The sequence below is a fragment of the Georgenia phoenicis genome (assembly GCF_047302425.1).
Classification (GTDB): domain Bacteria; phylum Actinomycetota; class Actinomycetes; order Actinomycetales; family Actinomycetaceae; genus Oceanitalea.
Genome location: NZ_CP154855.1, coordinates 2,957,646 through 2,978,752, shown reverse-complemented (window position 1 = coordinate 2,978,752; position 21,107 = coordinate 2,957,646). Strand labels below are relative to the sequence as shown.

Genomic DNA, 21,107 nt, shown 5'->3' with positions numbered 1-21,107 from the left:
ATTTCCTCCCACCACTACGACGGGGAGGTGGGTCATGAACGGCACCGGGTCCGCGGTCATCGAGGCCACGGACGTGCGGATGCGCTACGGGACCACGGACGTCCTGGACGGCGTGAGCTTCCGCGTCGACCGCGGCGAGGTCGTCGTGCTCCTCGGGCCCAACGGCGCGGGCAAGACGACGACGATCGAGATCCTCGAGGGCTTCCGGCTACCCTCCGGCGGCGAGGTCCGCGTGCTCGGCCAGGACCCCGCCCGCGGCGACGAGGGGTGGCGCGCGGACGTCGGGGTGGTGCTCCAGTCCTGGCGCGACCACGGCAGGTGGACGGTGCGGGAGCTCGTCGAGCAGTTCGGCTCCTACTACCGGCCCTACTCGACCCCGGAGCGCCCGCGGCCCTACCCGACGGCGGAACTCCTCGAGCGGGTGGGGCTCGGCGAGCACGCCGACCAGCAGGTCAAGAAGCTCTCCGGAGGTCAGCGGCGCCGGCTCGACGTCGCGATCGGGATCGTCGGCCGTCCCCGGCTCCTCTTCCTCGACGAGCCGACGGCGGGCTTCGACCCCGTGGCGCGGCGCGACTTCCACGACCTCATCCACCGGCTCAGCGACCTGGAGGACACGACGATCCTCCTCACCACCCACGACCTCGGCGAGGCCGAGAAGCTCGCCGACCGCATCCTCATCCTCGACGGCGGACGGATCGTCGCCGACGGCAGCGCCGAGCAGCTCGCCCGGCAGGTCGCCGGACGCACCGAGGTGCGCTGGTCCGCCGACGGTGAGCGGCACGTCCACGCGACCTCCGACGGCACCGCCTTCGTCCGCGACCTGCTCGCCCGCCTCGGCGACGAGGTCAGCGACCTGGAGGTGCGCCGCACCACCCTGGAGGACACCTACCTGGCGATGGTCGCACGCAGCGACGCGCCACTGCGCCACGCGGCCGCCCTCCCCAACCTCAGCCCCGCCTCCCGGGAGGACGTCCGATGAACCCCACGACCAGCGCCGTCCGCGCGGGTGCGCGCCGCGGGTGGATCGAGTTCCGCAACTCCCTGCGCGCGCCCGAGGACCTCACCTACTACCTCGTCGGGACGACGATCTTCCTCGTCGTCATGTGGTTCAACCGTGACAACGAGGTCGAGGGCACCGGCATCTCGCTCGCGCTGCTCCTCCTGCCCGGCGTCCTCGCGTTCACGACGATGTTCTCCGCCTCCTACGGCCTGGCGTCGGCGGTGGCCGCCGAGCGCGAGGACGGCACGCTCCTGCGCGCGAAGTCCGTGCCCCACGGCATGCGCGGGTACGTCACCGGGCAGACCGTCCGGTCCAGCCTCGAGGTCGCCTTCAACGTCGTCGTCCTCACGGTCCCGGCGACCGTCGTCGTGCCGCGACTGTGGTCAGCCACAGACGCCGGTGACGTCCTGCTCCTCGCCGCGGCGCTCGTGCTCGGCCTGGCCGCGTGCCTGCCCATCGGCTTCGCCGTCGGCTCGGTGTTCCGCAGCCCCCGGGCCGTCGGCGGCTGGGGGATGCTCGTCATGGCCGCCCTCGTCTTCGTCTCCGGCGTGTTCGTCCCCGCGAGCCAGCTCCCGGGCTGGGCGCAGCTCCTCGGGCAGCTCACCCCGATGTACTGGATGGGCCACCTCATGCGTCAGGCGGTCCTGCCCGAGGGAGTCGTCGTCATCGAGATCGGCGAGACCTGGCGCACGGTGGAGGCCTTCGGCGTCCTCGGGCTGTGGGCGCTCGTCGGTATCCTGCTCGCGCCGGTGCTCCTGCGCCGGATGGCCCGGCGCGAGTCGGGCTCCGTCGTGGCCGCCGGCCGGGAGAAGCAGCTGCAGCGTGTCTGAACCGAAGAGCCCGGAGACCGTCCACAACCGCATCGCGACACTCCGCGTCGACCGCGGCGTCACCCGCCGCGAGCTCGCGGACGCACTGGGTGTCCACTACCAGACGGTCGGCTATCTCGAGCGCGGCGAGTACGCCCCGAGCCTGCACCTCGCGCTGCGGATCGCCGCGTACTTCGACGTCCCGCTCGAGTTCGTCTTCTCCCTCGAGCCCTTCCCGCGCATCGGCCCGGGCTGAGCTCAGCGGCGACGGTAGGTGAGGATGCGGAAGCGCATGCCGTTCTCGGCGACGTGCCAGCCGCCGTCGTCGGGGTCCTGCTCGACGACCTGCCACTCCGGGCCGATCGGCGGCGCGTAGGTGTCGCCGTCGACGGCGTGGTCGATCTCGGTGACGACGAGGAGGTCGGCGTGGTCGATCGCGGCCTCGTAGACCTGGGCGCCGCCGCAGATCCACGCGTCCTCGCCGGCGACGAGCTCGAGCGCGGCCGGCAGGTCGCCCACGACCTCCGCCCCCGGAGCCTCGAACTGCGGGTTGCGGGTGAGGACGACGTTGCGCCGCCCCGGCAGGGGGCGGATCTTCTCCGGCAGCGACTCCCACTGCCGGCGCCCCATGACGACGGCGTCGCCCGCCGTCGTGTTGCGGAAGTGGCGCAGGTCCTCGGGCAGGTGCCAGGGAAGGTCGTTGTCGCGGCCGATGACGCGGTCGTGGGCCTGGGCCCAGATCATCCCGAGGGTCATACGGCCACCGGCGCCTTGATCGCGGGGTGGTGCTGGTAGTCGTGGACGACGACGTCCTCGAAGGAGTAGTCGAACAGCGAGGGTGCCTGGCGCAGCTCGAGACGCGGCAGCGGGTACGCCTCGCGGGAGAGCTGCTCGCGGACCTGCTCGACGTGGTTGTCGTAGATGTGGCAGTCCCCGCCGGTCCAGATGAAGTCCCCGACCTCGAGGCCCACCTGCTGGGCGACCATGTGGGTGAGCAGGGCGTAGGAGGCGATGTTGAAGGGCACGCCGAGGAAGAGGTCGGCCGAGCGCTGGTAGAGCTGGAGGGACAGGCGCCCGTCGGCGACGTAGAACTGGAAGAAGGCGTGGCACGGGGCCAGCGCCATCGCGTCGAGGTCGGCGACGTTCCACGCCGAGACGATCATCCGGCGGGAGTCGGGGTTGCTGCGCAGCGTCTCGAGGACGCCGGCGAGCTGGTCGACGTGGCCGCCGCCCGGCGTGGGCCACGAGCGCCACTGGTAGCCGTAGATCGGGCCGAGGTCCCCGTCCTCGGCGGCCCACTCGTCCCAGATGTGCACGCCGCGGTCCTGGAGGGGGCGGGCGTTGCGCTCGCCGCGCAGGAACCACAGGAGCTCCTCGACGACGCCGCGCAGGAAGACGCGCTTCGTCGTGACGAGCGGGAAACCGGCCTGCAGGTCGAAGCGCATCTGGTGGCCGAACACGCTGCGCGTGCCGGTCCCGGTGCGGTCGGACTTCGGCGTGCCGTGCTCGAGCACGTGCCGCAGGAGGTCCTCGTAGGGGGTCGGGACGAGCGGAGTGGTCACCGCGCCATGGTAAGCCGAGGGCCGCCGCCCGGGTGGTCCGGTGCGGCGGCCCTGTGGTGTGTCCGGCGCGTCAGGCGTTCGCCGGCTCCTTCTCGCTCTGCTCGATGGTGCGGGGCGTGTGCGCGACCTGGATCTTGCGCGGCTTGGCCTCCTCGGCCACCGGGATCGTCAGGGTGAGCACGCCGTCGGCGTAGTCGGCGTCGATGCGGTCGACCGCGAGCCCGGTGCCCAGCGCCAGCTGGCGGGCGAAGGTGCCGGTGGGACGCTCGTGGGACAGCCACTGGACGTCCTCGCCGTCGATGCTGGTGCGCTCGGCGCGGACGGTGAGCGTGCGGTCCTCGACGTCGATGTCGATCGTCGACGGGTCGACACCCGGCAGATCGATCTGGGCGACGAAGGTCTCACCGCGCCGGTAGAGGTCCAGCGGCATCGCCGTGGCCGCGGGGGCCTGGCGCAGCACCGTGTTGAACACGCGGTCCATCTCGCGGAACGGGTCGGTGAAGTGAGCCATCAGGGGTACCTCCTCCTCGGTCAGGCGCCCGATCCGTCCGGGCGCCGCTGACTCAATTTTGGCACTCGGAGGGTGAGAGTGCCAGCGTCGTTCACCGACGGCGAAAGAGTTGAGTGGCCTCGGCTCAACCTAGGTGCTGACCTGCACAGACGCGGTGGTTTCCGGTGCTGGCCCGAAGGCTTCGCGGGCGCCGGTGACGACCTGCGCGGCGAGGCGGCGGCCGACGAACCACCCGACGACGGCCCCGACGCCGAAGGGCGCCAGCCGCCCGAGCATCATGGCGCCGCCCTTGGCCGCGGCCGCGCGCACGAGCCGCCGGGAGAGCCCCTTGTTGACGGCCCGCACCGTGCCGAGCGGCAACCGGGTGAGCAGCCCGCGGCCCCAGTAGAGGGTGCTGACGCCGAGCTCGTCGTGGACGGCACGGGCGCCGTCCTCGCCGAGGAGCGCGGAGAGGAGCAGCGTGCGCCGGCGTGCGACGTCCTCGACGTCGATCCCATGCACGTGCGCGACCGCCCCGACGAAGGTGGTGCTGGCGCGCAGGTAGCTGCCGAGGTTGGCGGTCGTGAGCAGCGCTGCCACCCCGGTGCCGACGCCCGGCACCGCGGCGGTGAGACCGACGGCGGCGCTCAGCATGCTCACCCGGCGGCGGTAGCGCCGCTCGAGAAGGGCGACGACGTCGGCGGGCGACGCGCCGGGGTTGGCGGCGGCCACCTTCTCGGCGAGCGCCCTGGAGCGTCCGGCGCCCTTGCTCAGCGCCTTCTCGACGCGCCGCTCCAGGGCGTTGGCGGCCGGCTCGACCTCGGTCGGAGCGGCGGTGGTGCGGTGGCGGCGTCTCATGACTGCCCCTTCAGCGGTTCGTGCGTCACGGCGACCTCGTAGGTCGCGCCGGCCTTGAGGGTGCGGCCCACCGTGCACTGGCGCCCGGACGTGCGGTCGACCCGCTCGGCGAGCTTCTCCCGCTTCTCCTCGTCGAGCTCGGCGAGGTCGAGGAGCAGCTCGACGTCGAGGTGCCCGTAGCGGTTCTCGCCCTCGACGCCCGTGGAGGAGACGCCGACGACGGCGGGGAAGTCGTCCCCCAACCGGCTGCGCAGCACGTGGTCGGTCGACAGGGCGGTGCACGCGGCGAGCGCGATCTTGAGCAGCTCACCGGGGGAGAAGACGCCCTCGGCGTCACCGCTGCCGATCCGCACCGTCGCGCCCCGGCCGTTGTAGGCGATGTACTCCGGGCCGCCCTGGCGCTCGGCCCACAGGGCGCGCGCGGGGGAGGCGTTCTCCTCCGGGACGGAGGCCGGCTCGTCTGGTGTCGTCGTGTCGGTCATGCCCCGATCGTGGCACGGGCCACGCCACCCCGACACCGGCGGAGTATCCAGCTCTCGCCAAGAAGGCGCCCCCCTCGCGCCGAGAGCGGGATTCTCCGGGGGCGCCTACGTCGGGAGCCGGACTCCTCGGCGGCGGGGGAGGAGGGCGGTGAGCTGGGTGCGGCCGCTGGCGGGCAGCAGGGCCGCCAGCAGGCGGCGACGGCGCGAGACCCGCCCGCGCTGCCACTCCACCACCCGCCGCACGTCCTCGCGCATCGTCCCGGGCTCCGGCGGCTGCGCGGCGTAGCGGGCGGACTCGAGGCGGTCGGTGGCGCGGTTGAGCGCGTCACGGGTGGGGGTGTCCGGCTCCAGCTGGCGCACGTAGTGGTCGCGCAGTGCGCGGGGCGTGGCAGCGGGCGGCGGCTCGGCCCCGAGGTCGGCGAGCCCGTCGACGAGCGCGGCCCACTCGCCCTCGATCCGCGCCGCGGCGCCGCGCCCGCGGCGGGCGCGCCACCGGCGCCAGCGACCGGCGAGCGGGACCACCGAGGCGAGGACGCCGAGGGCGGCCAGGCCCAGGGCGGTCCACCCGATGACCTGCGCGTGGCGCTCAATCCAGCTCTCCTCGGCGGTCGCGCCCTGCCCGCCGGCGGTGTCGGGCACCGCGGGGGCGACGGTGGGCTCCTCCGCCGTCGGCACCTCCTGCGGGGCGGGGGCCACCGGTTGCTGCCCCTCGGTCGCGAAGGTGGGCGCGGTGCCGCTGCGCTGGCCCGGCGTCGGCTCGAAGCGGGTCCAGCCGAGCCCGGTGATGTAGAGCTCGGGCCAGGCGTGGGCGTCGGACGCGACGACGGTCCGCGTGCCGTCCAGGCCGCGGGAGCCGGGGAGGAAGCCGACGGCGAGACGGGCCGGGATCTCCTGCGCGCGCGCCAGCATGACCATCGCGGTGGCGAACTGGGTGCAGTAGCCCTGCTTCGTCTCCAGGAAGTGGGAGACCGGGTCGAGCGGCTGCCCGTCGGGCCCCTCGACGGGGTCGGCGAGGGTGAGGGAGTAGGTGAACTCCGGGCCGCGCAGGTAGCGCTGGATCTCCAGGGCGATGTCGATCTGGTTCGTCCGGCCCCCGGCCAGCTCGGCGGCCAGGGGCCGGACGACGGACCACGAGTCGGGGTCGATGGCCAGGGCGTCGGGCCCGGCGAAGGGCAGCTCGCGGCGCAGCGACCCGTCGGGGCTCTCCAGCTCGGCGCTGCCGTCAGTGAGGTAGCGGTGCACCGTGCCGTCGGGGAAGGCGAAGGAGACGGTGTTCCCGTCGGGTGCCATGGTGTGCACCGTGCCGTCGTCGTAGGTCTCGGTGACGAGGTCCGCGGCCGAGTAGCGGTCCGCCAGCGGTGTGGGGGGTGCGCCCACGGTGTCGGGCAGCGCCGTCAGCGGGGCGATCTCGAGGTACTCGGCCTCGTAGCTGCCGGGCGCGGACTCCACCTGCACGGCGTCGGCCATGCCGCTCCACCACCACTCGACGTCGCCGGGGTCGACCGCCGTCGTCGGGTAGGGCAGCGCCAGCTGCGGGTCGCGCAGGCCGTTCTGGGTGACGGTCATCGTCCGGGTGGTCGCCTCGACACCGGAGATCGCGAGGGTCGCGGAGGTCCACGACTGGATCCCCTCGAGCTGGTAGTCGGTGGCGGCGGTCGCCGCGCCGTAGGGCGTCCACTGGCCGTCGGCGTAGAGGGTCGACGACGTCACGCGCAGCGGCGGCGGGGAGCTGTCCTCGGTGCGGTAGCGGATGACCGGCGCGTTCGAGCGGTCGCCGAGGTCCTGGGCGAGGTCGAGGGTCTCGGTGAAGGTCACGCTCCCCGGCGCGCCCTCGCCCGAGCGGCCGTCGAGGAGGACGGTGGGCGGCAGGTGCGGCAGCAGACCGGGCACGACGACGGCGAGGACGAGCGCGGACAGCCCCATGACCCGCGCCGTCACCCCCAGGCGGTGCTGGTTGCCACGGGCGGCCGCCACCCTGTCGACGCTCACCGCGGCGACCGGTCCCTCGCCCCACTCCTCCAGCCGCGCACGTCCCTGCTGCGAGAGCAGGACGAGCCAGGCGGCCGCCCCGACGAGGAAGTAGCGCGGGTCGAGCGCGGTGCCCGTGCCGGAGGCGGCGCCGGCCGAGACGAGCAGGAGCGGGACGCCCGCCAGCGCGCCCGCGCGCAGCGTCACCCCGAGCGCCTCGACGACGAGCGCGAGGGTGGCCATCGAGGCGAGGACGACGAAGGTGAGGCCCTCGGTCGCGGGTGCCGGGACGGCGTAGGTCTGGATCGTCCAGATGCCTTCCCGCACGAGCTCGCTCATCGCGGTGACCGCCGACTCGTCGGGCGGCCGGTACTGCGCCGCCCAGCCGGCCAGGCCGCTGAGCAGGGCGAGCCCCTGGGACAGGAGGACGAGCCAGCGCGGCGCCCGCGCCATGCGCACGAGCGAGCCGGCGGCGACGAGGAGGAGCAGCACCCCCACCAGCGGGCCGGTCCACGGCCGGGAGGAGACGAGCGCGCCCAGCGGCCAGGACACCGCGACGAGCGCCGTCACGGCGAGCGCCGACTCCAGCCACCGGCCGCGGAGGAAGGCCGCCACCCAGGGGTCGTTCATCGCAGCCCCGCGAGGTCCGCACGCCGCCCGGGCGTGGGGGGCACCGCGGCCGCCCACGCGTCGGCGACGGAGTCGCCGTCACGGACGGTGCGGGTGCGCCAGCCGGCGGCGGTGAAGATGGGGACGAGGTCGCCGTCGTCGGGGTCGGCCCAGCTGCGCACCTCGGGGTCGTCGGCGAAGGACGTGGTGTCGAGGACGAGGGCCACGCCGAGGCTGCCGGGGGAGCGGACGGCGGGGACGGCGAGGACGGCCTCGGGGTCGTGGTCGGCGACGACCGCGACGACGACGGCGCCCTCCGCCGTCAGCGCGTGCGCGTCGCGGACGTCGCGGGTCAGGGCCTGCGCGGTCGGCTCGACGAGGGCGAGGGACTGCAGGACGGTGAGGAGGTCGGTGCGGGACGGCTCACCGGCGCCGACGACGTGCACGGCGTAGCCGTCCTCCCCGAGGTGCACGGCGAGGGAGGCGACGGCGCGCACCGCCCACTCGAAGGCCTCGGCGGCGTCGCCGTAGGCGGCGGCCCGGGTGTCGAGCAGCAGGACCGCGCGCCGGCGGGCCGGGCGGTCCTCCTGGCGCACCATGAGCTCGCCCCGGTGCGCGGTGGTGGGCCAGTGGACGCGGCGCAGGTCGTCGCCGTCGCGGTAGGCGCGGATGCTCACGTCGTCCTCGCCGTGGAGGGCGACCATGTGGGGGACCTGTCCCTCCCGGCCCAGGCCGCCGCCGTGCACGCGGCCCGGTCCCAGCGCCTCGATGCGGGGCAGGACGAGGAGCCGGCCCTCACCGGGCAGCTCGACGGTCGCCGTCGTCATCCCGAAGGGGTCGCGCCGCTCGAGGCGCAGCGGCCCGAGGCGGTGGGCGCCGCGGACCGGGGAGGACACGCGGTAGCGCACGGTGTGGCGCTCGCCGGGGTCCATGCGCGGGAGCAGGAAGCGGGGGCCGGCGCCGAGGATCGGGTCGACCTGCTCCTCGGCGACCTGGAGCGGGCTGAGCCGGTTCCCGCGCCCGCGCAGGAGGAGCTCGACCTCGGCCGGCTGCTCGGGTGCGACGAGGGTGGGCGCGACGAGCCGCTGGAGGGTCAGCGGAGGCGTCGGCCGCCAGCCGACGACGACGGCGAGCACCGGCAGCCCGGTGACGAGGACACCCGCCCGGGTGATGTCGGGGTAGCCGAGCAGCGTGCCCAGGGCGACGACCACCACCCCCAGCGCGAGGAAGACCTGTCCTCGGCCGGTGAGGCGCGGGCGTCTGTTCATCGTGCTCCCACGGGGACGGGGACCTCGCCCAGCAGACCGGCGAGCACCTGCTCGGGTGTCTCCCGGGCGAGCTGGGCGTCGTTGCTCAGGATGACCCGGTGGGCGAGGACCGGCACGGCGAGCTGTTGGACGTCGTCGGGGAGCACGAAGCTGCGCCCGTCGAGGGCCGCGTGGGCGCGGGCGGCCCGCACGAGGTGGAGGGCCGCGCGCGGGGAGACGCCCAGCCGCAGCCGCGGGTGGCGCCGCGAGGCGGTGGCGAGGTCGATGACGTACTGGAGGACGGCCGGGCTCGCGTACAGGGTGCGGACCGCGGCCACCAGGCGGGCGACGGTGACGGCGTCGGTCACCGGCCGCAGCTCGGCGAGCGGGTCGGTGCGCGAGTGCGCCCCGATCATGTCGAGCTCGGCCGCGGGGGCGGGGTAGCCCATCTCGATGCGCGCCATGAAGCGGTCGCGCTGCGCCTCGGGCAGCGGGTAGGTGCCCTCCATCTCGATGGGGTTCTGGGTCGCCATCACCATGAAGGGCTCCTCGAGCCGGTAGGTGGTGGCGTCGACGGTCACCTGGCCCTCGGCCATCGCCTCGAGGAGCGCGGACTGGGTCTTGGGGGAGGCGCGGTTGATCTCGTCCCCGACGACGATGTTCGCGAACACGGCGCCGGGCCGGAACTCGAAGGTGCGGGCGTCCTGGTTGAAGACGCTGACCCCGGTGACGTCGCTGGGCAGCAGGTCCGGGGTGAACTGGATGCGCTGGACGCTGCAGTCGATGCTGCGGCCCAGCGCCTTGGCGAGCATCGTCTTGCCCACGCCCGGGACGTCCTCCACGAGGAGGTGGCCCTGGGCGAGCAGGACGGTGACGACGGTGCGGACGACGTCGTCCTTGCCGGCGATGACGCTCGCCATGGCGGCCTCCACCCGGTGGGCGACCTCCTGGAGCTCCTCGAGTTCGTTCACCACCCGATCCTCCCCCATGGACGCGGCCCCGGGGAGGGGATCGGGCGGCTCATCTGCCCGCGAGGAAGTCCAGTCCGATGGAGCGCTCGACGGCGAGGACCTGGTCCACGGCACCGGCGGCGGCCTTCTCGATCGGCTTGCCGAAGAAGGGGATGGAGGCGGTGATGTCGCCCTCGAAGGACTGGGCCGTGCCCCCGCCGGCGGCGGGCCGCAGGTGCATGCGGCCGGTGACGCGCACCGGCGCGCCGACGATGTCGAGGGACAGGGTGCCGGCGCGGCTGCGGTCGGCGGCCGGGGCGTCCCAGGCCTCGACGAGCCGCACGTCCAGGCTCTGGCCGACGAGGGAGCGGAAGGAGGAGGGCACCTGGTCGGTGGGCAGCTGCCGCCGGGTGGTCACGGTGAAGGCCTCACCCTCGCGGATGACCTCCTGGGTGGACTCGAGCGCACCAGTGGCGGCGATCTTGCGCCGGACGAACTCCTCGTCGGCGAGCATCGCGGCCACCGTGTCCACGTCGGCGGGGTAGTCGATCGTCGCGTCGAACCGCACGTTGCTCCTTCAGTCGCCGGGGGTCCTAGCCTAACCGGGAGCCGCGGCGCCGCACGGGCGGGCTATACGCTGGCCGGGTGTCGACGCTCAGCGAACTCATCCAGGACCGCTCACGGCTCGACCCGCACAGCATCGAACGGCTCCACCAGCTCGTCGGTGACTGGCAGGTCGTCTCCGACCTCTCCTTCGCGGACCTCCTGCTGTGCATCCCCATGGGGGAGGAGGACTTCCTCATCGTCGCGCACTGCCGCCCCTCCACCGGGGCGACCGTCTACTACGAGGACGTCGTCGGCCGGCTCATCCCCGCCGGGCGCCGCCGCCTGCTGCGGCAGGCGATGGAGCGCCAGGTGCCGGTGCGCGCCACCGAGCCCCGCTGGATCGGCTCCCACGCGGTGCGCGAGGACGCGGTGCCGGTGGTCCACGAGGGCCGCACCATCGCCGTCATCTCCCGGCAGGCCAACCTCGGCATCACCCGCACCTCCAGCCGTCTGGAGCTCAACTACGTCGAGGCGGCCGACGCGATCTGCGCGATGATCGCCCGCGGCGAGTTCCCCCAGCCGGGCTCGCCCACCGGCTCGCGCCGCGGTGCGCCGCGCGTGGGTGACGGCCTGTTCCGGCTCGGCCTGGACGGTGAGGTCCTCTACGCCAGCCCGAACGCGCTGTCCTGCTTCCACCGCCTCGGGGTCATCGGTGACCTCACCGGCAAGGTCCTCGTCGAGGCCGTCACCGACGTCATGGACGGCCAGAGCCAGGTGGACGAGTCGCTGCCCGTCGTCATGACCGGCAAGGCCGCGTGGCGCTCGGAGATCGACGCGCACGGCGTCGTCGTCTCCTTCCGGGCCATCCCCATCACGGAGAACGGCCAGCGCCGTGGCGCCGTGCTCCTGTGCCGCGACGTCACCGAGGTGCGCCGCCAGGAGCTCGAGCTGCTCACCAAGGACGCGACCATCCGGGAGATCCACCACCGGGTGAAGAACAACCTCCAGACGGTGGCCGCGGTGCTGCGCCTCCAGTCGCGCCGCTCGAGCAGCACGGAGGTGCGTGACGCGCTCGGCGAGGCGATCCGCCGGGTCTCGACCATCGCGCTCGTCCACGACATGCTGTCGCAGATCATCGACGAGATCGTCGACTTCGACGCCCTCTTCGTCCGCGTCCTGCGCCTGTCCGCCGACGTCGCCGCCGGGGAGGGGCACGTACGCACCGAGGTGCAGGGCAGCTTCGGTCAGGTGCCGGCCGACGACGCGACGGCGCTCGCCGTCGTCCTCACCGAGCTCGTCACCAACGCCGTCCAGCACGGTCTGGGCCCCACCGGCGGCACCGTCGTCGTCACCGCCCAGCGGGAGGGGGAGCAGCTGGACGTCACGGTCCGCGACGACGGCGCGGGCCTGGCCGAGGGCAGCGTGCTCAGCGGCCTGGGCACCCAGATCGTCTCGACGCTCGTGCGCGGCGAGCTCGGCGGCACGATCGACTGGCGTCCGGCCCCCGGGGGCGGCACCGAGGTGGCGGTGCGGGCGCACATCGCCGACGCCCGCTAGTCCGCGGCGCGCTCCTCGCGGCGGCGCTGGCGCTCGCGGCCGCGGCGGCCGGTGCGGCTCCACACGAACCAGCCGACGGCGCCGACGACACCGGCGATGACGATCCACTGGAGGATCCCGGTGTACTGCTCGACGACGTGCCAGTTCTCCCCGAGCAGGTAGCCCGCGCCGACGAGCACGGTGTTCCAGATCGCCGAGCCCGCCGTCGTGAGCGCGATGAACACGGGCAGGGACATGCGCTCGATGCCCGCCGGGATCGAGATGAGGCTGCGGAAGATCGGCAGCATGCGCCCGAAGAAGACAGCCTTGGTGCCGTGACGGGCGAACCAGCGCTCGGTGTCGTCGATGTCACCGGCGTCGACGAGCGGCAGCCGCTCGGCGATCGCCTTGAGCCGCCGGACGCCGAGCGCGGCACCGAGCCCGTAGAGGACGAGGGCGCCGACGACGGAGCCGAGGATCGTCCACAGGATGACGCCGACGAGCGAGAGGTCACCCTGGCTGGAGGTGAAGCCGGCGAGCGGGAGGATGACCTCGCTGGGGACCGGCGGGAAGAGGTTCTCCAGCGCGATGGCGATCGCGGCCCCGGGACCGCCGAGGGTCTCCATGAGGTTGACGGCGAAGTCGGTGACTCCGCCGAACAGGCCACCGTCCCCGGACACGGAGGAGGCCCCCGGTGCCGCCAGGGGCGCCGGGGGCCTGCTCTGCAGTGCGGTGAGGATCAAGAGGCGCGGCGGGCCCGGGCGGTGCGGCGCTTGAGGGCGCGGCGCTCGTCCTCCGAGAGCCCGCCCCACACGCCGGCGTCCTGGCCGTTCTCCAGTGCCCACTTGAGGCAGGTGTCGACCACGGGGCAGCGGCGGCACACGGCCTTGGCCTCCTCGATCTGGAGGAGCGCGGGCCCGGTGTTGCCGATGGGGAAGAAGAGCTCGGGGTCCTCGTTGAGGCAGGCAGCGGTGTGGCGCCAGTCCATGGCAACTCCTTCTTGGGCGCAGCGGAAGGCCGTGATCGTTGACGAGAAAAGCGCAACGCGGCCCGTGACTGCCACCAACCTTCACACGGCCCTGACGTGCCCGACAAGGGGGTGGGGACGGTGAACTCCCGGTTAACCCCCGTGGTCTTTGTCACAGGAGCGTCACGGGTCACACGGGCGCCCGACGTACCCTGGGCGGGTGACCCCCGACCGCCCCGCGCGCCCCCCGCTGCCCCTCGTCCTCGCCCTGCTGCTCGTGCTCGTCGAGGTCGGTGCGATCGTGGCGCTGAGCGTCGGGATGCTCGTCGAGGTCCTCGGCGGGCGCACCACCGGTGGTGTCGTCACGGCGGTGCTGGCGCTCATCTTCCTCGGCATCGCAGCCCTGCTCGTCGCCGCCGCACGGGCGCTGCACCAGCGGCGCCGGTGGGGCCGCGGCCCGATCGTCACCTGGCAGCTGCTCGTCCTGGCGACGGGGCTGTCGCAGACCGGGACGGTCGTGTGGTGGGTGAGCGCGCTCCTCGTCGCGCTGCCCGTGGCCGTCACCGTCGCGCTGCTCGTGCCGCCGTCGGTGGCCTGGGCGAACCGGACCACCCCGCCCCGCGCCGTCGTCTGAGCGCCCCAGTCTTAGGGGCGGGTGGGGCGTCCGGGCAGGACGAGGACGGCGTCGCCGACCGGGCGCTCACCGGCCGCGTCCGAGGGGACGGTGAGCAGCTCTCCGCCGGCGACCATCGTCGTCGACCCGCCGCCGTCGAGGTTGAGCGCCTCGCGCAGGCCGAGCCCGACGGCGACGTCGGCGGCCTCGGGGATCGACAGGCCCAGCGCATCGGTGCTGCGTCCGTCCGCGGTCACGAGGACGAGCCGGCCGCGCTCGTCCACGCCCGCGAGGGTGCGCGGGTTCCGCTTGTGCGCCCAGCCGTAGTAGAAGCTCGGGTTGTCCGGGTGGACCATGCCGTCGGCCGCGGCGGTGACGTGCCGCCGGCCGTCGCGGACGAGCTCGGGCCCGCCGTTGACGACGGCGGGGTAGCGGCTCGGGTGGACCGTCCGACCGTCCTCGTCGGTGAGCGAGGTCCGCACGTCGAGCCGCTCCCCCTCCGGCGCGAGGGCCCGCAGGACGGGGGCGAGGTCCCCGGTGGCCTGGACGGTGCTGCCGCCGTCGGGGACGGGCCCGCCGCGCGCGTCGCGGACCTCGGTGACCCGGTCGTGCGCGTCGAGGACCACCTCGACGCCCTCGCCGGCCGGCGTCAGCTCGGCGTAGGCGCCGGCGAAGACGACGATCTCGTCCGGGTCGGTGCACGTGACGTCGTGCAGCGGCAGGGAGGTGGGCAGGTCGTCGAGGCCGCCGCAGTTGCGGACGAGGCCGGGGACGCGGTTGAGGCCGTCGAGCGGCAGGCGGGTGCCGCCGGCCCGCAGCTCGGCCTCCCAGGTCAGCCGCTCGACCTCCGTGCGCCGGGCGTCGGGGCGCAGCAGCAGCGCGGGACGGTCGCCGACCGGCTCGCTGAGGAGCTCGCCGTCGACGACGGACACCCCGGCCGGGTCGCCGGGTGCGCCGGCGCGTGGGTCGAGGACGAAGAAGCCGCCGTTGACGGCCGCGAGCGCACCGGCCTGCTCGGCCAGCTGCGACGTCGTCTCCCGCTGCTCGACGTCGGGCCCGAGGGAGGCGGCCACCTCACCGCGGAAGTGACGGGGGTCGACGGTGAGGACGTCGATGCGCCAGGGGCCGCGGTCGTCGTCGCCGTCGGCGTCCCAGGCCGTGGAGAGGGTGGAGCCGCGGTGCCCGGCGGCCACCACCTGCTCGCGCGCCGCGTCGGCAGCGGCGCGGTCGGCGAAGGATCCGACGCGGACCCGCCAGCCCAGGCTCCCGCCGGCGAAGTCGGCGACCGGCTCGGTGCGGACCTCCTCCACCCGGGCGTCCAGGCCGAATGCGCGCAGCTCGGTGGCGACCTCCTCGGCGCTCGCGCGGTCCCGCAGGGCGGTCGCCGGGGCGTCCGGGTCGGGTGACCCCGAGCCGGCCGGGACGGAGACCTCGACGGTCCACGGGTAGGTGGCCGTCGTCTCCCCGCGCACGATGCGGGTGAGCGTGACCCCGGGGGCCAGCTGCTCGGTCTCGCGCACCTCGGGCAGGTCGGCGGCGCCCAGGGGCAGGGCGGGGGCCTCCTCCTCGGGCGGCTGGGCGCCGGCGAGGAGCGGCAGGGTGAGCACGGCGGCGGTCGTCGCGGCGAGGACGGCGGCGCCGCGCCGGGCGCGGGGCTGGGACATGGGGGCCTCCCGGTCGGTGCCGTCCGGCGCCGGACGGCGGGCGAAGCGGTCGCCGCCAGTCTCACCGCCCCGCCGCCGCCGCGCCACAGCACGACGGAACCCCGCCACGTGGGGGGCGTGGCGGGGTCCGTCGTCGTCGGCACCGGCCCCTCCAGCCCGGCGCCGACGGGTCTACTCGGCCGCGAGGGCGGCCACGGGCGGGGTCCGCACGGCGCTGCGGGCGGGCAGCACCGAGGCGGCCAGGCCGGCGAGGAGCGCGACGACGACGATCGCGCCGAGGTAGGCCCACGGCACCGCGAGCTCGAGCTCGCCGGACGGGCCGAGGAGGACCGCGGTCCCGGCCCAGCCGTACACCAGCCCGAGAACCGCGCCGATGAGCACACCGGCCAGGGCGAGGAAGACGCCCTCGACGGCGAGCATCCGCCGCAGCTGGCCGCGGGTCAGGCCCATGGCTCGGAGCAGCGCGGACTCGCGGCGCCGCTCGATGACCGACAGGGACAGCGTGTTCGCCACGCCGATGAGCGCGATGACGACGGCGACGGCGAGCAGCCCGACGACGATCGCCAGCAGGGTGTTGATGACCTGCTCGAAGATCTCCCGCTGGGCGGCGGGCCCGTCGACGTAGGGGGTGTTGTACATCGCGTCGGGGTCGTCCACGCCGGCGGCGGACTGCGCCTCCGTCAGGCGGTCGGTGACCGCGGTGATCGTCTCGCTGTGCTCGCCGCCGGACAGGCGCGCCCACAGCTCGGTGACGGGTGCCTCGGGGTCGATCGCCTCGCCCAGCTCGGCCGGGGCGTAGGCCCAGTCACCGCTGCCGCCGACGACGACGGTCAGCTCCGCGTCGCCGAGAGCGAGCTCCTGGCCGTCGGTGACGCCCACGTACTTGGCCCAGCTGGAGCCGACGAGGAGGGTGTCGGACTCGAGCCCCTCGAACGTCGACGCGTCGCGCATGACGTCCTCGGCCGCGTCCCTGTCGACGAGGTTCACGGAGGTCTCGACCTCGCCCTGGGAGGTCTGCAGGATGACGACCGCGTCGCGGACCTCCAGGGTCTCTGCGACGTTCTCCGTGCGCTCGACCGTCTCGCGCTGGGCGTCGGTGAGGGACAAGGCCCGGCCCGTCTCCGGGTCCCAGGCGCTGGACGTGACGGTGAGGTCCACCGGGAACTCGCTGCGGAGCATCGCGTCGAGGCTGGCGCGGGCGCTGACCGCACCGGTCGACATGAGCGCGACGAGGGTGACACCGATGACGAGCGCCGTGGCCGTGGCGGCGGTGCGGCGCGGGTTGCGGACGGCGTTCGCCGTCGCGATCCGGGACGGGGTGCCACCACCCAGCCGCCGGGTGGCCGCGCCGAGGGCGCGGACGACGGACGGGACGACGAAGACCATGCCGAGCATGACGCCGGCGAAGGACACGACACCGCCGAGGAGCCCGAGCGTGAGCCCGCCGAGCAGGGCGTCCTCCTCGCCGATATCCGAGGCCGAGAGGACCGGCGCGACGGCGACCATGGCGCCACCGACGACGATGAGCAGGATCGAGGCGATGACCCGCAGGCGCGAGGCGCCGCGCGGGTCCGGCGGCTGCGGGGGACGGAGCGCGGCGAGCGGGGAGACGACCGTGGCAGCGCGCGCCGGGGAGAGCGCGGCGAGCACGGTGACGACCGCGCCCGTGACGACCGGGACGATGACCGCGGCGGCCGTGATGGTCACGCTGCCGGGGACCGCGAAGGGCAGGTCCTGGGTGCCCAGCACCCACAGGGCGCCCTGCGCCAGGCCCGTGCCCAGCAGGAGGCCGGCGACGCCGGCGACGACACCGAGGATGAGCGCCTCGGTGAGCACCGAGCGGCGGACCTGCCGCTTGGTCGCCCCGACCGCCCGCAGCAGCGCCAGGGTGTGGGTGCGCTGGGCGACGAGGACCTGGAAGGTGTTGGTGATGACGATCGCCGCGACCACCATGGCCAGGGCGCCGAAGGCGAGGATGACGGCGCTGAGCACGTAGGCCTGGCCGGTGAGGTCCTGGAGCCGCTGCTCGGCGAAGGACTCGCCCGTGAACACCGTGGCCTCGGGCAGCACGTCGGCGACGTCCGCGGCCAGGGCCTCGGGGGTGGTGCCGTCGGCGGCGCGCACGAGCAGCTCGTCGAAGGCGAGGTCGCGGTCGGTCTCCGCCACCCAGGCGTCACGCTGCGCCTCGGTGACGAGCACGGCGGCGCTGCCCCCGACGAGGGGCGAGGGATCCTGGAGGAGCCCGACGACCGTGATCTCGTCCTCGGTGACGGCGTTGCTCTCCTCCGCACCGGCGGGTGCGGGCAGGTAGACGTCCGCGGAGATGTCCACCGTGTCACCGAGTCCGACCTCCAGCCGCTCGGCGGAGGAGGCGCTGATCGCGGCCTCGCCCTGCGCCGTCGGCAGCGCGCCGTCGACGAGCGTGGCACCGGACAGGCCCGGGGACCCGACCGACTCGACGGAGGCCCAGTCCTGCCGGCCGCCCGAGACGATCGAGCCGAAGATCGCGAGGTGGCCGTCGGCGACGGCGACGCCCGGCAGCGCCCGCACCTCGTCGAGCTGCTCCGGGGTGACCAGCTCGACGCCGGCCGGGACGACGACGTCCGCGTCGGCGATGTCGGCGGTGACCGCGCCGTAGGTCGTGTCACGGATGACCGCGGTCCCCAGCAGGGTGGCCGCGATGAAGGCGGTGCCGAGCATGATCGCCAGCCCGGCGGCGAACAGGCGGCCGGTGCTGCGCCGCATCTGGGTGAGGGTGAGGCGCAGCATCAGGCGTTCACCGTGCGCAGCGCGTCGAGGCCGGCGAGGACCGACTCGGGGGTGGGGCTCTGGATCGTGCCGGCGATGCGGCCGTCGGCGAGCAGGACGACGCTGTCGGCGTAGGACGCGGCCGCGGGGTCGTGGGTGACCATGACGACGGTCTGCCCGAGCTCGCGCACACTGGTGCGCAGGAAGGACAGCACCTCGGCGCCGGAGCGGGAGTCGAGGTTGCCGGTGGGCTCGTCGGCGAAGACGACCTCGGGGCGGGTGATGAGGGCGCGGGCGATGGCCACGCGCTGCTGCTGGCCACCGGACATCTCGCTGGGCCGGTGGGTGAGGCGCTCGCGCAGGCCGAGGGTGTCGACGAGGGTGTCGAGCCAGGCCTGGTCCGGCGTCGTGCCGGCGAGCTCGCAGGGCAGGGTGATGTTCTGCAGGGCGGTGAACATCGGCAGCAGGTTGAAGGACTGGAAGACGAAGCCGACGCGCTCGCGGCGCAGCAGGGTGAGCTCGGTGTCGCCCAGGGCGGTGAGCTCGGTGCCGCCGAGGACCACCTGGCCGCCGCTCGCGGAGTCGAGCCCGGCGAGCAGGTGCATGAGCGTGGACTTGCCCGAGCCGGAGGGGCCCATGATCGCGGTGAACTGGCCGGCGGGGAAGGCGACGTCGACGCCGCGCAGCGCGTGGACGGCGGCGTCGCCGCTGCCGTAGACCTTGCTCAGCGCGCGGGCGTGGACCGCGGCTCGGGTGGGGGAAGTGCTCACAGGTGGTCTCCTCGGTGGGGCGGCGGGGTGCCGCGTCTGGTGATGTCACCGACGCTACGAGCGCCGCCCCCGGAACGGCGTCGTGCCGTGGACCCGTTCTGGGGTCATCCCGTGGTCGTACACCGGGTGGGCCGGCTCCGCCCTGCGGGGTGCCGCGTCAGGAGCCGGGGGTGACGAGACCGGTCTCGTAGGCGATGACGACCGCCTGGACGCGGTCGCGGGCGCCGAGCTTGGCCAGCACCCGGCCCACGTGGGTCTTGACCGTGGCCTCGGCGACGTAGAGCTCGCCGGCGATCTCGGTGTTGCTGCGGCCGCGCGCCATGAGGACGAGGACCTCGCGCTCGCGCTCGGTGAGGCCGTCGAGGACGGCCGGCGGCGCCTTCTGCTCGTCGGGCAGGATCTGGGCAAGGTGCTCGATGAGCCGCTTGGTGGACGAGGGCGCGATGACGCCGTCGCCGGCGTGGACGGTGCGGATGGCGTCGAGCATGTCCTCGGGCGGGACGTCCTTGAGGAGGAAGCCGCTCGCGCCGGCCTTGATCGCCTGCATGACGTACTCGTCCAGGTCGAAGGTCGTGAGGATGACGACCCTCGGGCCCGAGCCGTTCCCGCGTGAGGTCAGCTGCTCGGTGGCGGTGAGCCCGTCCATGCCGGCCATGCGGACGTCCATGAGGACGACGTCGGCGACGTAGGACTCGAGCATGCGCAGGGCCTGGGCGCCGTCGGAGGCCTCGACGACGACCTCCATGTCCGGCTGGGAGTTGATGACGAGCGCGAAGCCGGCGCGGACGAGCTGCTGGTCGTCGACGAGGGCGACGCGGATGGGGGTGGGCTCGGGGGGAGTGCTCACGGGGTTCCGTTCTGCTGGGGCTGCGGCCATGATGCCGGAGCCAGCGGCGCACCGGTGGGAGCGGCGGGCGCAGGGAGTGGTGCGCCGGGCAGCGGGATCTCCGCCCGCACCCGGTACCCGCCGCCGGGCTTGGCGCCGGTCTCCAGCGTCCCGCCGAAGAGCGCGACCCGCTCGTGCATACCCACGAGACCGTGCCCGGCGCCGTCGCTCGTCGCCGCGGCACCCCGGCCGGTGTCGTCGACCTGGATCGACAGCCGCTGGGGCGCCCACTGGAGCATGACCGTGGCGCTCGCGGAGGGTCCGCCGTGCTTGAGGACGTTGGTCAGCGCCTCCTGGCAGATGCGGTAGACGGTGAGCCCGAGCCCCGGGGGCAGCGGCCGGGCCTGGCCCACGCGCACGAGGGAGACGTCGAGACCGGAGGACCGCACCTGCTCGACGAGCGTGTCGAGGTCGGCGTCGATGGGCTGCGGCGTGGTGGTCTCGGGCTGGCCGTCGTTCCCGGGGGCGCGCAGCACACCGAGGATCTTGCGCATGTCGGCGAGGGCGGCGCGGCCGGTCTCGCTGATCGTCGTGAGCGCCCGGACGGCCGCCTCGGGGTCGGCGGTGGCGGCGTAGCGCCCGCCGTCGGCCTGGGCGATGACGACGGACAGCGAGTGGGCGACGACGTCGTGCATCTCCCGGGCGATGCGGGAGCGCTCGGCGGCCGTGGCGATCTGGGCCTGCTGGTCGCGCTCGATCTCCAGCCGCTTGGCGCGCTCGGCGAGGGTCTCGGTGTGGGCCAGGCGGCTGCGCCGCACCAGGCCCATGGCCCAGACGAACAGGGCGGCCACGCCGATGAGCGAGCCGATGATCGCGATGAAGACGAGGTCCTCGAGGGAGAGGACCAGGCTGTACAGACCCCCGCCGGTGAGGCCCGGGCCGGACGTCCCGGCGAGCCACCCCGCCAGCAGCAGCCCGCCGAAGATGGCGCTGCCGAGGGCCACCCGGCCGGCCCACACGGGGCCGTAGACGGTGACCGAGTAGAGCGCCACGAAGATGAGGACGTCGGAGACGATGAGCGGTGACTCGAAAAGGAAGTGGACGAGCGCGGCCGCGTAGACGACGACGGCGGAGGCCACCGGCCGCGACCGGCGCCAGTAGAGTGCGGCCGGCATGACGATCGAGGCCACGACGGCGACGACGACACCGAAGGGGTTCCCCGCCGCCGACGCCGACACGAGGGAGGGCAGCGTGACGAAGACCGCGAGCCCGAGGACGACGAAGAGGTCGGTGACGCGGCTGCTGCCCCGCAGCACCGGCTCGGCCGGCCGCGGCACACCCGCGAACGTGGGCTGCGTGGCGCCCTGCCACGCGGGGACGCGGACCTGCTCGCCGGGCTTCGGGGGCGGCGGGGGGTAGAGCCCCCAGGGGGAGCCGGGCGGGCTCGGCGGGGTGCTCACCG

21 protein-coding genes are annotated in these 21,107 nt (G+C 74.3%); 5 read left to right on the top strand and 16 right to left on the bottom strand.

Annotation, left to right across the window (positions count from 1 at the left end; genetic code table 11):
* The first annotated feature begins 34 nt into the window (after positions 1-34).
* Genes AA0005_RS14140 through AA0005_RS14130 form a run of 3 tightly spaced genes read left to right on the top strand, consistent with a single transcriptional unit; the run spans position 35 to position 2,065 of the window.
* On the top strand, positions 35-979 hold the full coding sequence (locus AA0005_RS14140) for an ABC transporter ATP-binding protein (protein ID WP_413450776.1): 945 nt from the start codon (positions 35-37) through the stop codon (positions 977-979).
* Positions 976-1,830, top strand: coding sequence for an ABC transporter permease (locus AA0005_RS14135; RefSeq protein WP_413450775.1), 855 nt, complete (start codon positions 976-978; stop codon positions 1,828-1,830). Before AA0005_RS14140 ends, AA0005_RS14135 begins: the two co-directional genes overlap by 4 nt.
* Positions 1,823-2,065 (top strand): helix-turn-helix transcriptional regulator, encoded by a 243-nt coding sequence (locus AA0005_RS14130; RefSeq protein ID WP_413450774.1) that lies wholly within the window; start codon positions 1,823-1,825, stop codon positions 2,063-2,065. Before AA0005_RS14135 ends, AA0005_RS14130 begins: the two co-directional genes overlap by 8 nt.
* A 2-nt stretch (positions 2,066-2,067) precedes the next feature.
* On the opposite strand, the gene AA0005_RS14125 is transcribed toward AA0005_RS14130, so the two are convergent.
* From AA0005_RS14125 to AA0005_RS14085, 9 genes are all read right to left on the bottom strand, one after another.
* Positions 2,068-2,553, bottom strand: a complete 486-nt coding sequence (locus AA0005_RS14125; protein WP_413450773.1) for a dihydrofolate reductase — start codon at positions 2,551-2,553, stop codon at positions 2,068-2,070.
* Positions 2,554-2,561: 8 nt separating this feature from the next.
* Complete coding sequence (locus AA0005_RS14120) at positions 2,562-3,371, bottom strand: thymidylate synthase (RefSeq protein ID WP_413450772.1); 810 nt, start codon at positions 3,369-3,371, stop codon at positions 2,562-2,564.
* A 70-nt stretch (positions 3,372-3,441) separates the two neighbouring features.
* On the bottom strand, positions 3,442-3,882 hold the full coding sequence (locus tag AA0005_RS14115) for an Hsp20/alpha crystallin family protein (protein ID WP_413450771.1): 441 nt from the start codon (positions 3,880-3,882) through the stop codon (positions 3,442-3,444).
* Between the two features lie 129 nt (positions 3,883-4,011).
* A complete protein-coding gene (locus AA0005_RS14110) occupies positions 4,012-4,719 on the bottom strand; it encodes a hypothetical protein (protein WP_413450770.1) in 708 nt (235 codons plus the stop codon).
* On the bottom strand, positions 4,716-5,201 hold the full coding sequence (locus AA0005_RS14105; protein WP_413450769.1) for an OsmC family protein: 486 nt from the start codon (positions 5,199-5,201) through the stop codon (positions 4,716-4,718). The genes AA0005_RS14110 and AA0005_RS14105 overlap by 4 nt, the downstream gene beginning before the upstream one ends.
* Before the next feature lie 105 nt (positions 5,202-5,306).
* A complete protein-coding gene (locus AA0005_RS14100; protein ID WP_413450768.1) occupies positions 5,307-7,799 on the bottom strand; it encodes a DUF3488 and DUF4129 domain-containing transglutaminase family protein in 2,493 nt (830 codons plus the stop codon).
* Complete coding sequence (locus AA0005_RS14095; RefSeq protein ID WP_413450767.1) at positions 7,796-9,046, bottom strand: DUF58 domain-containing protein; 1,251 nt, start codon at positions 9,044-9,046, stop codon at positions 7,796-7,798. Before AA0005_RS14095 ends, AA0005_RS14100 begins: the two co-directional genes overlap by 4 nt.
* Positions 9,043-10,014 (bottom strand): AAA family ATPase, encoded by a 972-nt coding sequence (locus AA0005_RS14090; protein WP_413450766.1) that lies wholly within the window; start codon positions 10,012-10,014, stop codon positions 9,043-9,045. The genes AA0005_RS14095 and AA0005_RS14090 overlap by 4 nt, the downstream gene beginning before the upstream one ends.
* Before the next feature lie 31 nt (positions 10,015-10,045).
* The gene (locus tag AA0005_RS14085; RefSeq protein WP_413450765.1) at positions 10,046-10,543 is read right to left on the bottom strand and encodes a DUF2505 domain-containing protein; all 498 of its coding nucleotides are present in this window, start codon (positions 10,541-10,543) and stop codon (positions 10,046-10,048) included.
* 77 nt (positions 10,544-10,620) lie between these two features.
* On the opposite strand from AA0005_RS14085, the gene AA0005_RS14080 reads away from it, so the two are divergent.
* A complete protein-coding gene (locus AA0005_RS14080) occupies positions 10,621-12,078 on the top strand; it encodes a sensor histidine kinase (RefSeq protein WP_413450764.1) in 1,458 nt (485 codons plus the stop codon).
* On the opposite strand, the gene AA0005_RS14075 is transcribed toward AA0005_RS14080, so the two are convergent.
* Positions 12,075-12,683 (bottom strand): DedA family protein, encoded by a 609-nt coding sequence (locus AA0005_RS14075; protein WP_413453100.1) that lies wholly within the window; start codon positions 12,681-12,683, stop codon positions 12,075-12,077. The genes AA0005_RS14080 and AA0005_RS14075 overlap by 4 nt on opposite strands.
* A gap of 113 nt (positions 12,684-12,796) precedes the next feature.
* Positions 12,797-13,045, bottom strand: coding sequence for a WhiB family transcriptional regulator (locus AA0005_RS14070; RefSeq protein ID WP_152192985.1), 249 nt, complete (start codon positions 13,043-13,045; stop codon positions 12,797-12,799).
* A gap of 199 nt (positions 13,046-13,244) precedes the next feature.
* Between AA0005_RS14070 and AA0005_RS14065 the strand changes: the two genes are divergently transcribed.
* Positions 13,245-13,658, top strand: coding sequence for a hypothetical protein (locus AA0005_RS14065; protein ID WP_413450763.1), 414 nt, complete (start codon positions 13,245-13,247; stop codon positions 13,656-13,658).
* An 11-nt stretch (positions 13,659-13,669) separates the two neighbouring features.
* Here AA0005_RS14065 and AA0005_RS14060 read toward each other — a convergent pair whose 3' ends face one another.
* The 5 genes from AA0005_RS14060 to AA0005_RS14040 form a co-directional block, all read right to left on the bottom strand.
* Positions 13,670-15,301: a phosphodiester glycosidase family protein gene (locus AA0005_RS14060; protein ID WP_413450762.1), complete on the bottom strand. Its 1,632-nt coding sequence runs from the start codon at positions 15,299-15,301 to the stop codon at positions 13,670-13,672.
* Between the two features lie 171 nt (positions 15,302-15,472).
* Positions 15,473-18,070, bottom strand: a complete 2,598-nt coding sequence (locus AA0005_RS14055; protein WP_413450761.1) for an ABC transporter permease — start codon at positions 18,068-18,070, stop codon at positions 15,473-15,475.
* Positions 18,070-18,819 carry an ABC transporter ATP-binding protein gene (locus AA0005_RS14050; RefSeq protein ID WP_413450760.1) on the bottom strand — a complete coding sequence of 250 codons (750 nt, stop codon included), beginning with the start codon at positions 18,817-18,819 and terminating at the stop codon, positions 18,070-18,072. Before AA0005_RS14050 ends, AA0005_RS14055 begins: the two co-directional genes overlap by 1 nt.
* A gap of 157 nt (positions 18,820-18,976) precedes the next feature.
* A complete protein-coding gene (locus AA0005_RS14045) occupies positions 18,977-19,696 on the bottom strand; it encodes a response regulator (protein WP_413450759.1) in 720 nt (239 codons plus the stop codon).
* The gene (locus tag AA0005_RS14040) at positions 19,663-21,105 is read right to left on the bottom strand and encodes a sensor histidine kinase (protein WP_413450758.1); all 1,443 of its coding nucleotides are present in this window, start codon (positions 21,103-21,105) and stop codon (positions 19,663-19,665) included. Before AA0005_RS14040 ends, AA0005_RS14045 begins: the two co-directional genes overlap by 34 nt.
* Positions 21,106-21,107 lie beyond the last annotated feature (2 nt).

Excerpts from the sequence above, each read along its gene's own strand:
- AA0005_RS14140 (WP_413450776.1), top strand. The coding sequence starts at position 35 with ATGAACGGCACCGGGTCCGCGGTCATCGAGGCCACGGACGTGCGGATG.
- AA0005_RS14135 (WP_413450775.1), top strand. The coding sequence starts at position 976 with ATGAACCCCACGACCAGCGCCGTCCGCGCGGGTGCGCGCCGCGGGTGG.
- AA0005_RS14125 (WP_413450773.1), bottom strand. The coding sequence starts at position 2,553 with ATGATCTGGGCCCAGGCCCACGACCGCGTCATCGGCCGCGACAACGAC.
- AA0005_RS14115 (WP_413450771.1), bottom strand. The coding sequence starts at position 3,882 with ATGGCTCACTTCACCGACCCGTTCCGCGAGATGGACCGCGTGTTCAAC.
- AA0005_RS14110 (WP_413450770.1), bottom strand. The coding sequence starts at position 4,719 with ATGAGACGCCGCCACCGCACCACCGCCGCTCCGACCGAGGTCGAGCCG.
- AA0005_RS14105 (WP_413450769.1), bottom strand. The coding sequence starts at position 5,201 with ATGACCGACACGACGACACCAGACGAGCCGGCCTCCGTCCCGGAGGAG.
- AA0005_RS14100 (WP_413450768.1), bottom strand. The coding sequence starts at position 7,799 with ATGAACGACCCCTGGGTGGCGGCCTTCCTCCGCGGCCGGTGGCTGGAG.
- AA0005_RS14095 (WP_413450767.1), bottom strand. The coding sequence starts at position 9,046 with ATGAACAGACGCCCGCGCCTCACCGGCCGAGGACAGGTCTTCCTCGCG.
- AA0005_RS14090 (WP_413450766.1), bottom strand. The coding sequence starts at position 10,014 with ATGGGGGAGGATCGGGTGGTGAACGAACTCGAGGAGCTCCAGGAGGTC.
- AA0005_RS14075 (WP_413453100.1), bottom strand. The coding sequence starts at position 12,683 with ATGGAGACCCTCGGCGGTCCCGGGGCCGCGATCGCCATCGCGCTGGAG.
- AA0005_RS14070 (WP_152192985.1), bottom strand. The coding sequence starts at position 13,045 with ATGGACTGGCGCCACACCGCTGCCTGCCTCAACGAGGACCCCGAGCTC.
- AA0005_RS14060 (WP_413450762.1), bottom strand. The coding sequence starts at position 15,301 with ATGTCCCAGCCCCGCGCCCGGCGCGGCGCCGCCGTCCTCGCCGCGACG.
- AA0005_RS14055 (WP_413450761.1), bottom strand. The coding sequence starts at position 18,070 with ATGCTGCGCCTCACCCTCACCCAGATGCGGCGCAGCACCGGCCGCCTG.
- AA0005_RS14045 (WP_413450759.1), bottom strand. The coding sequence starts at position 19,696 with ATGGCCGCAGCCCCAGCAGAACGGAACCCCGTGAGCACTCCCCCCGAG.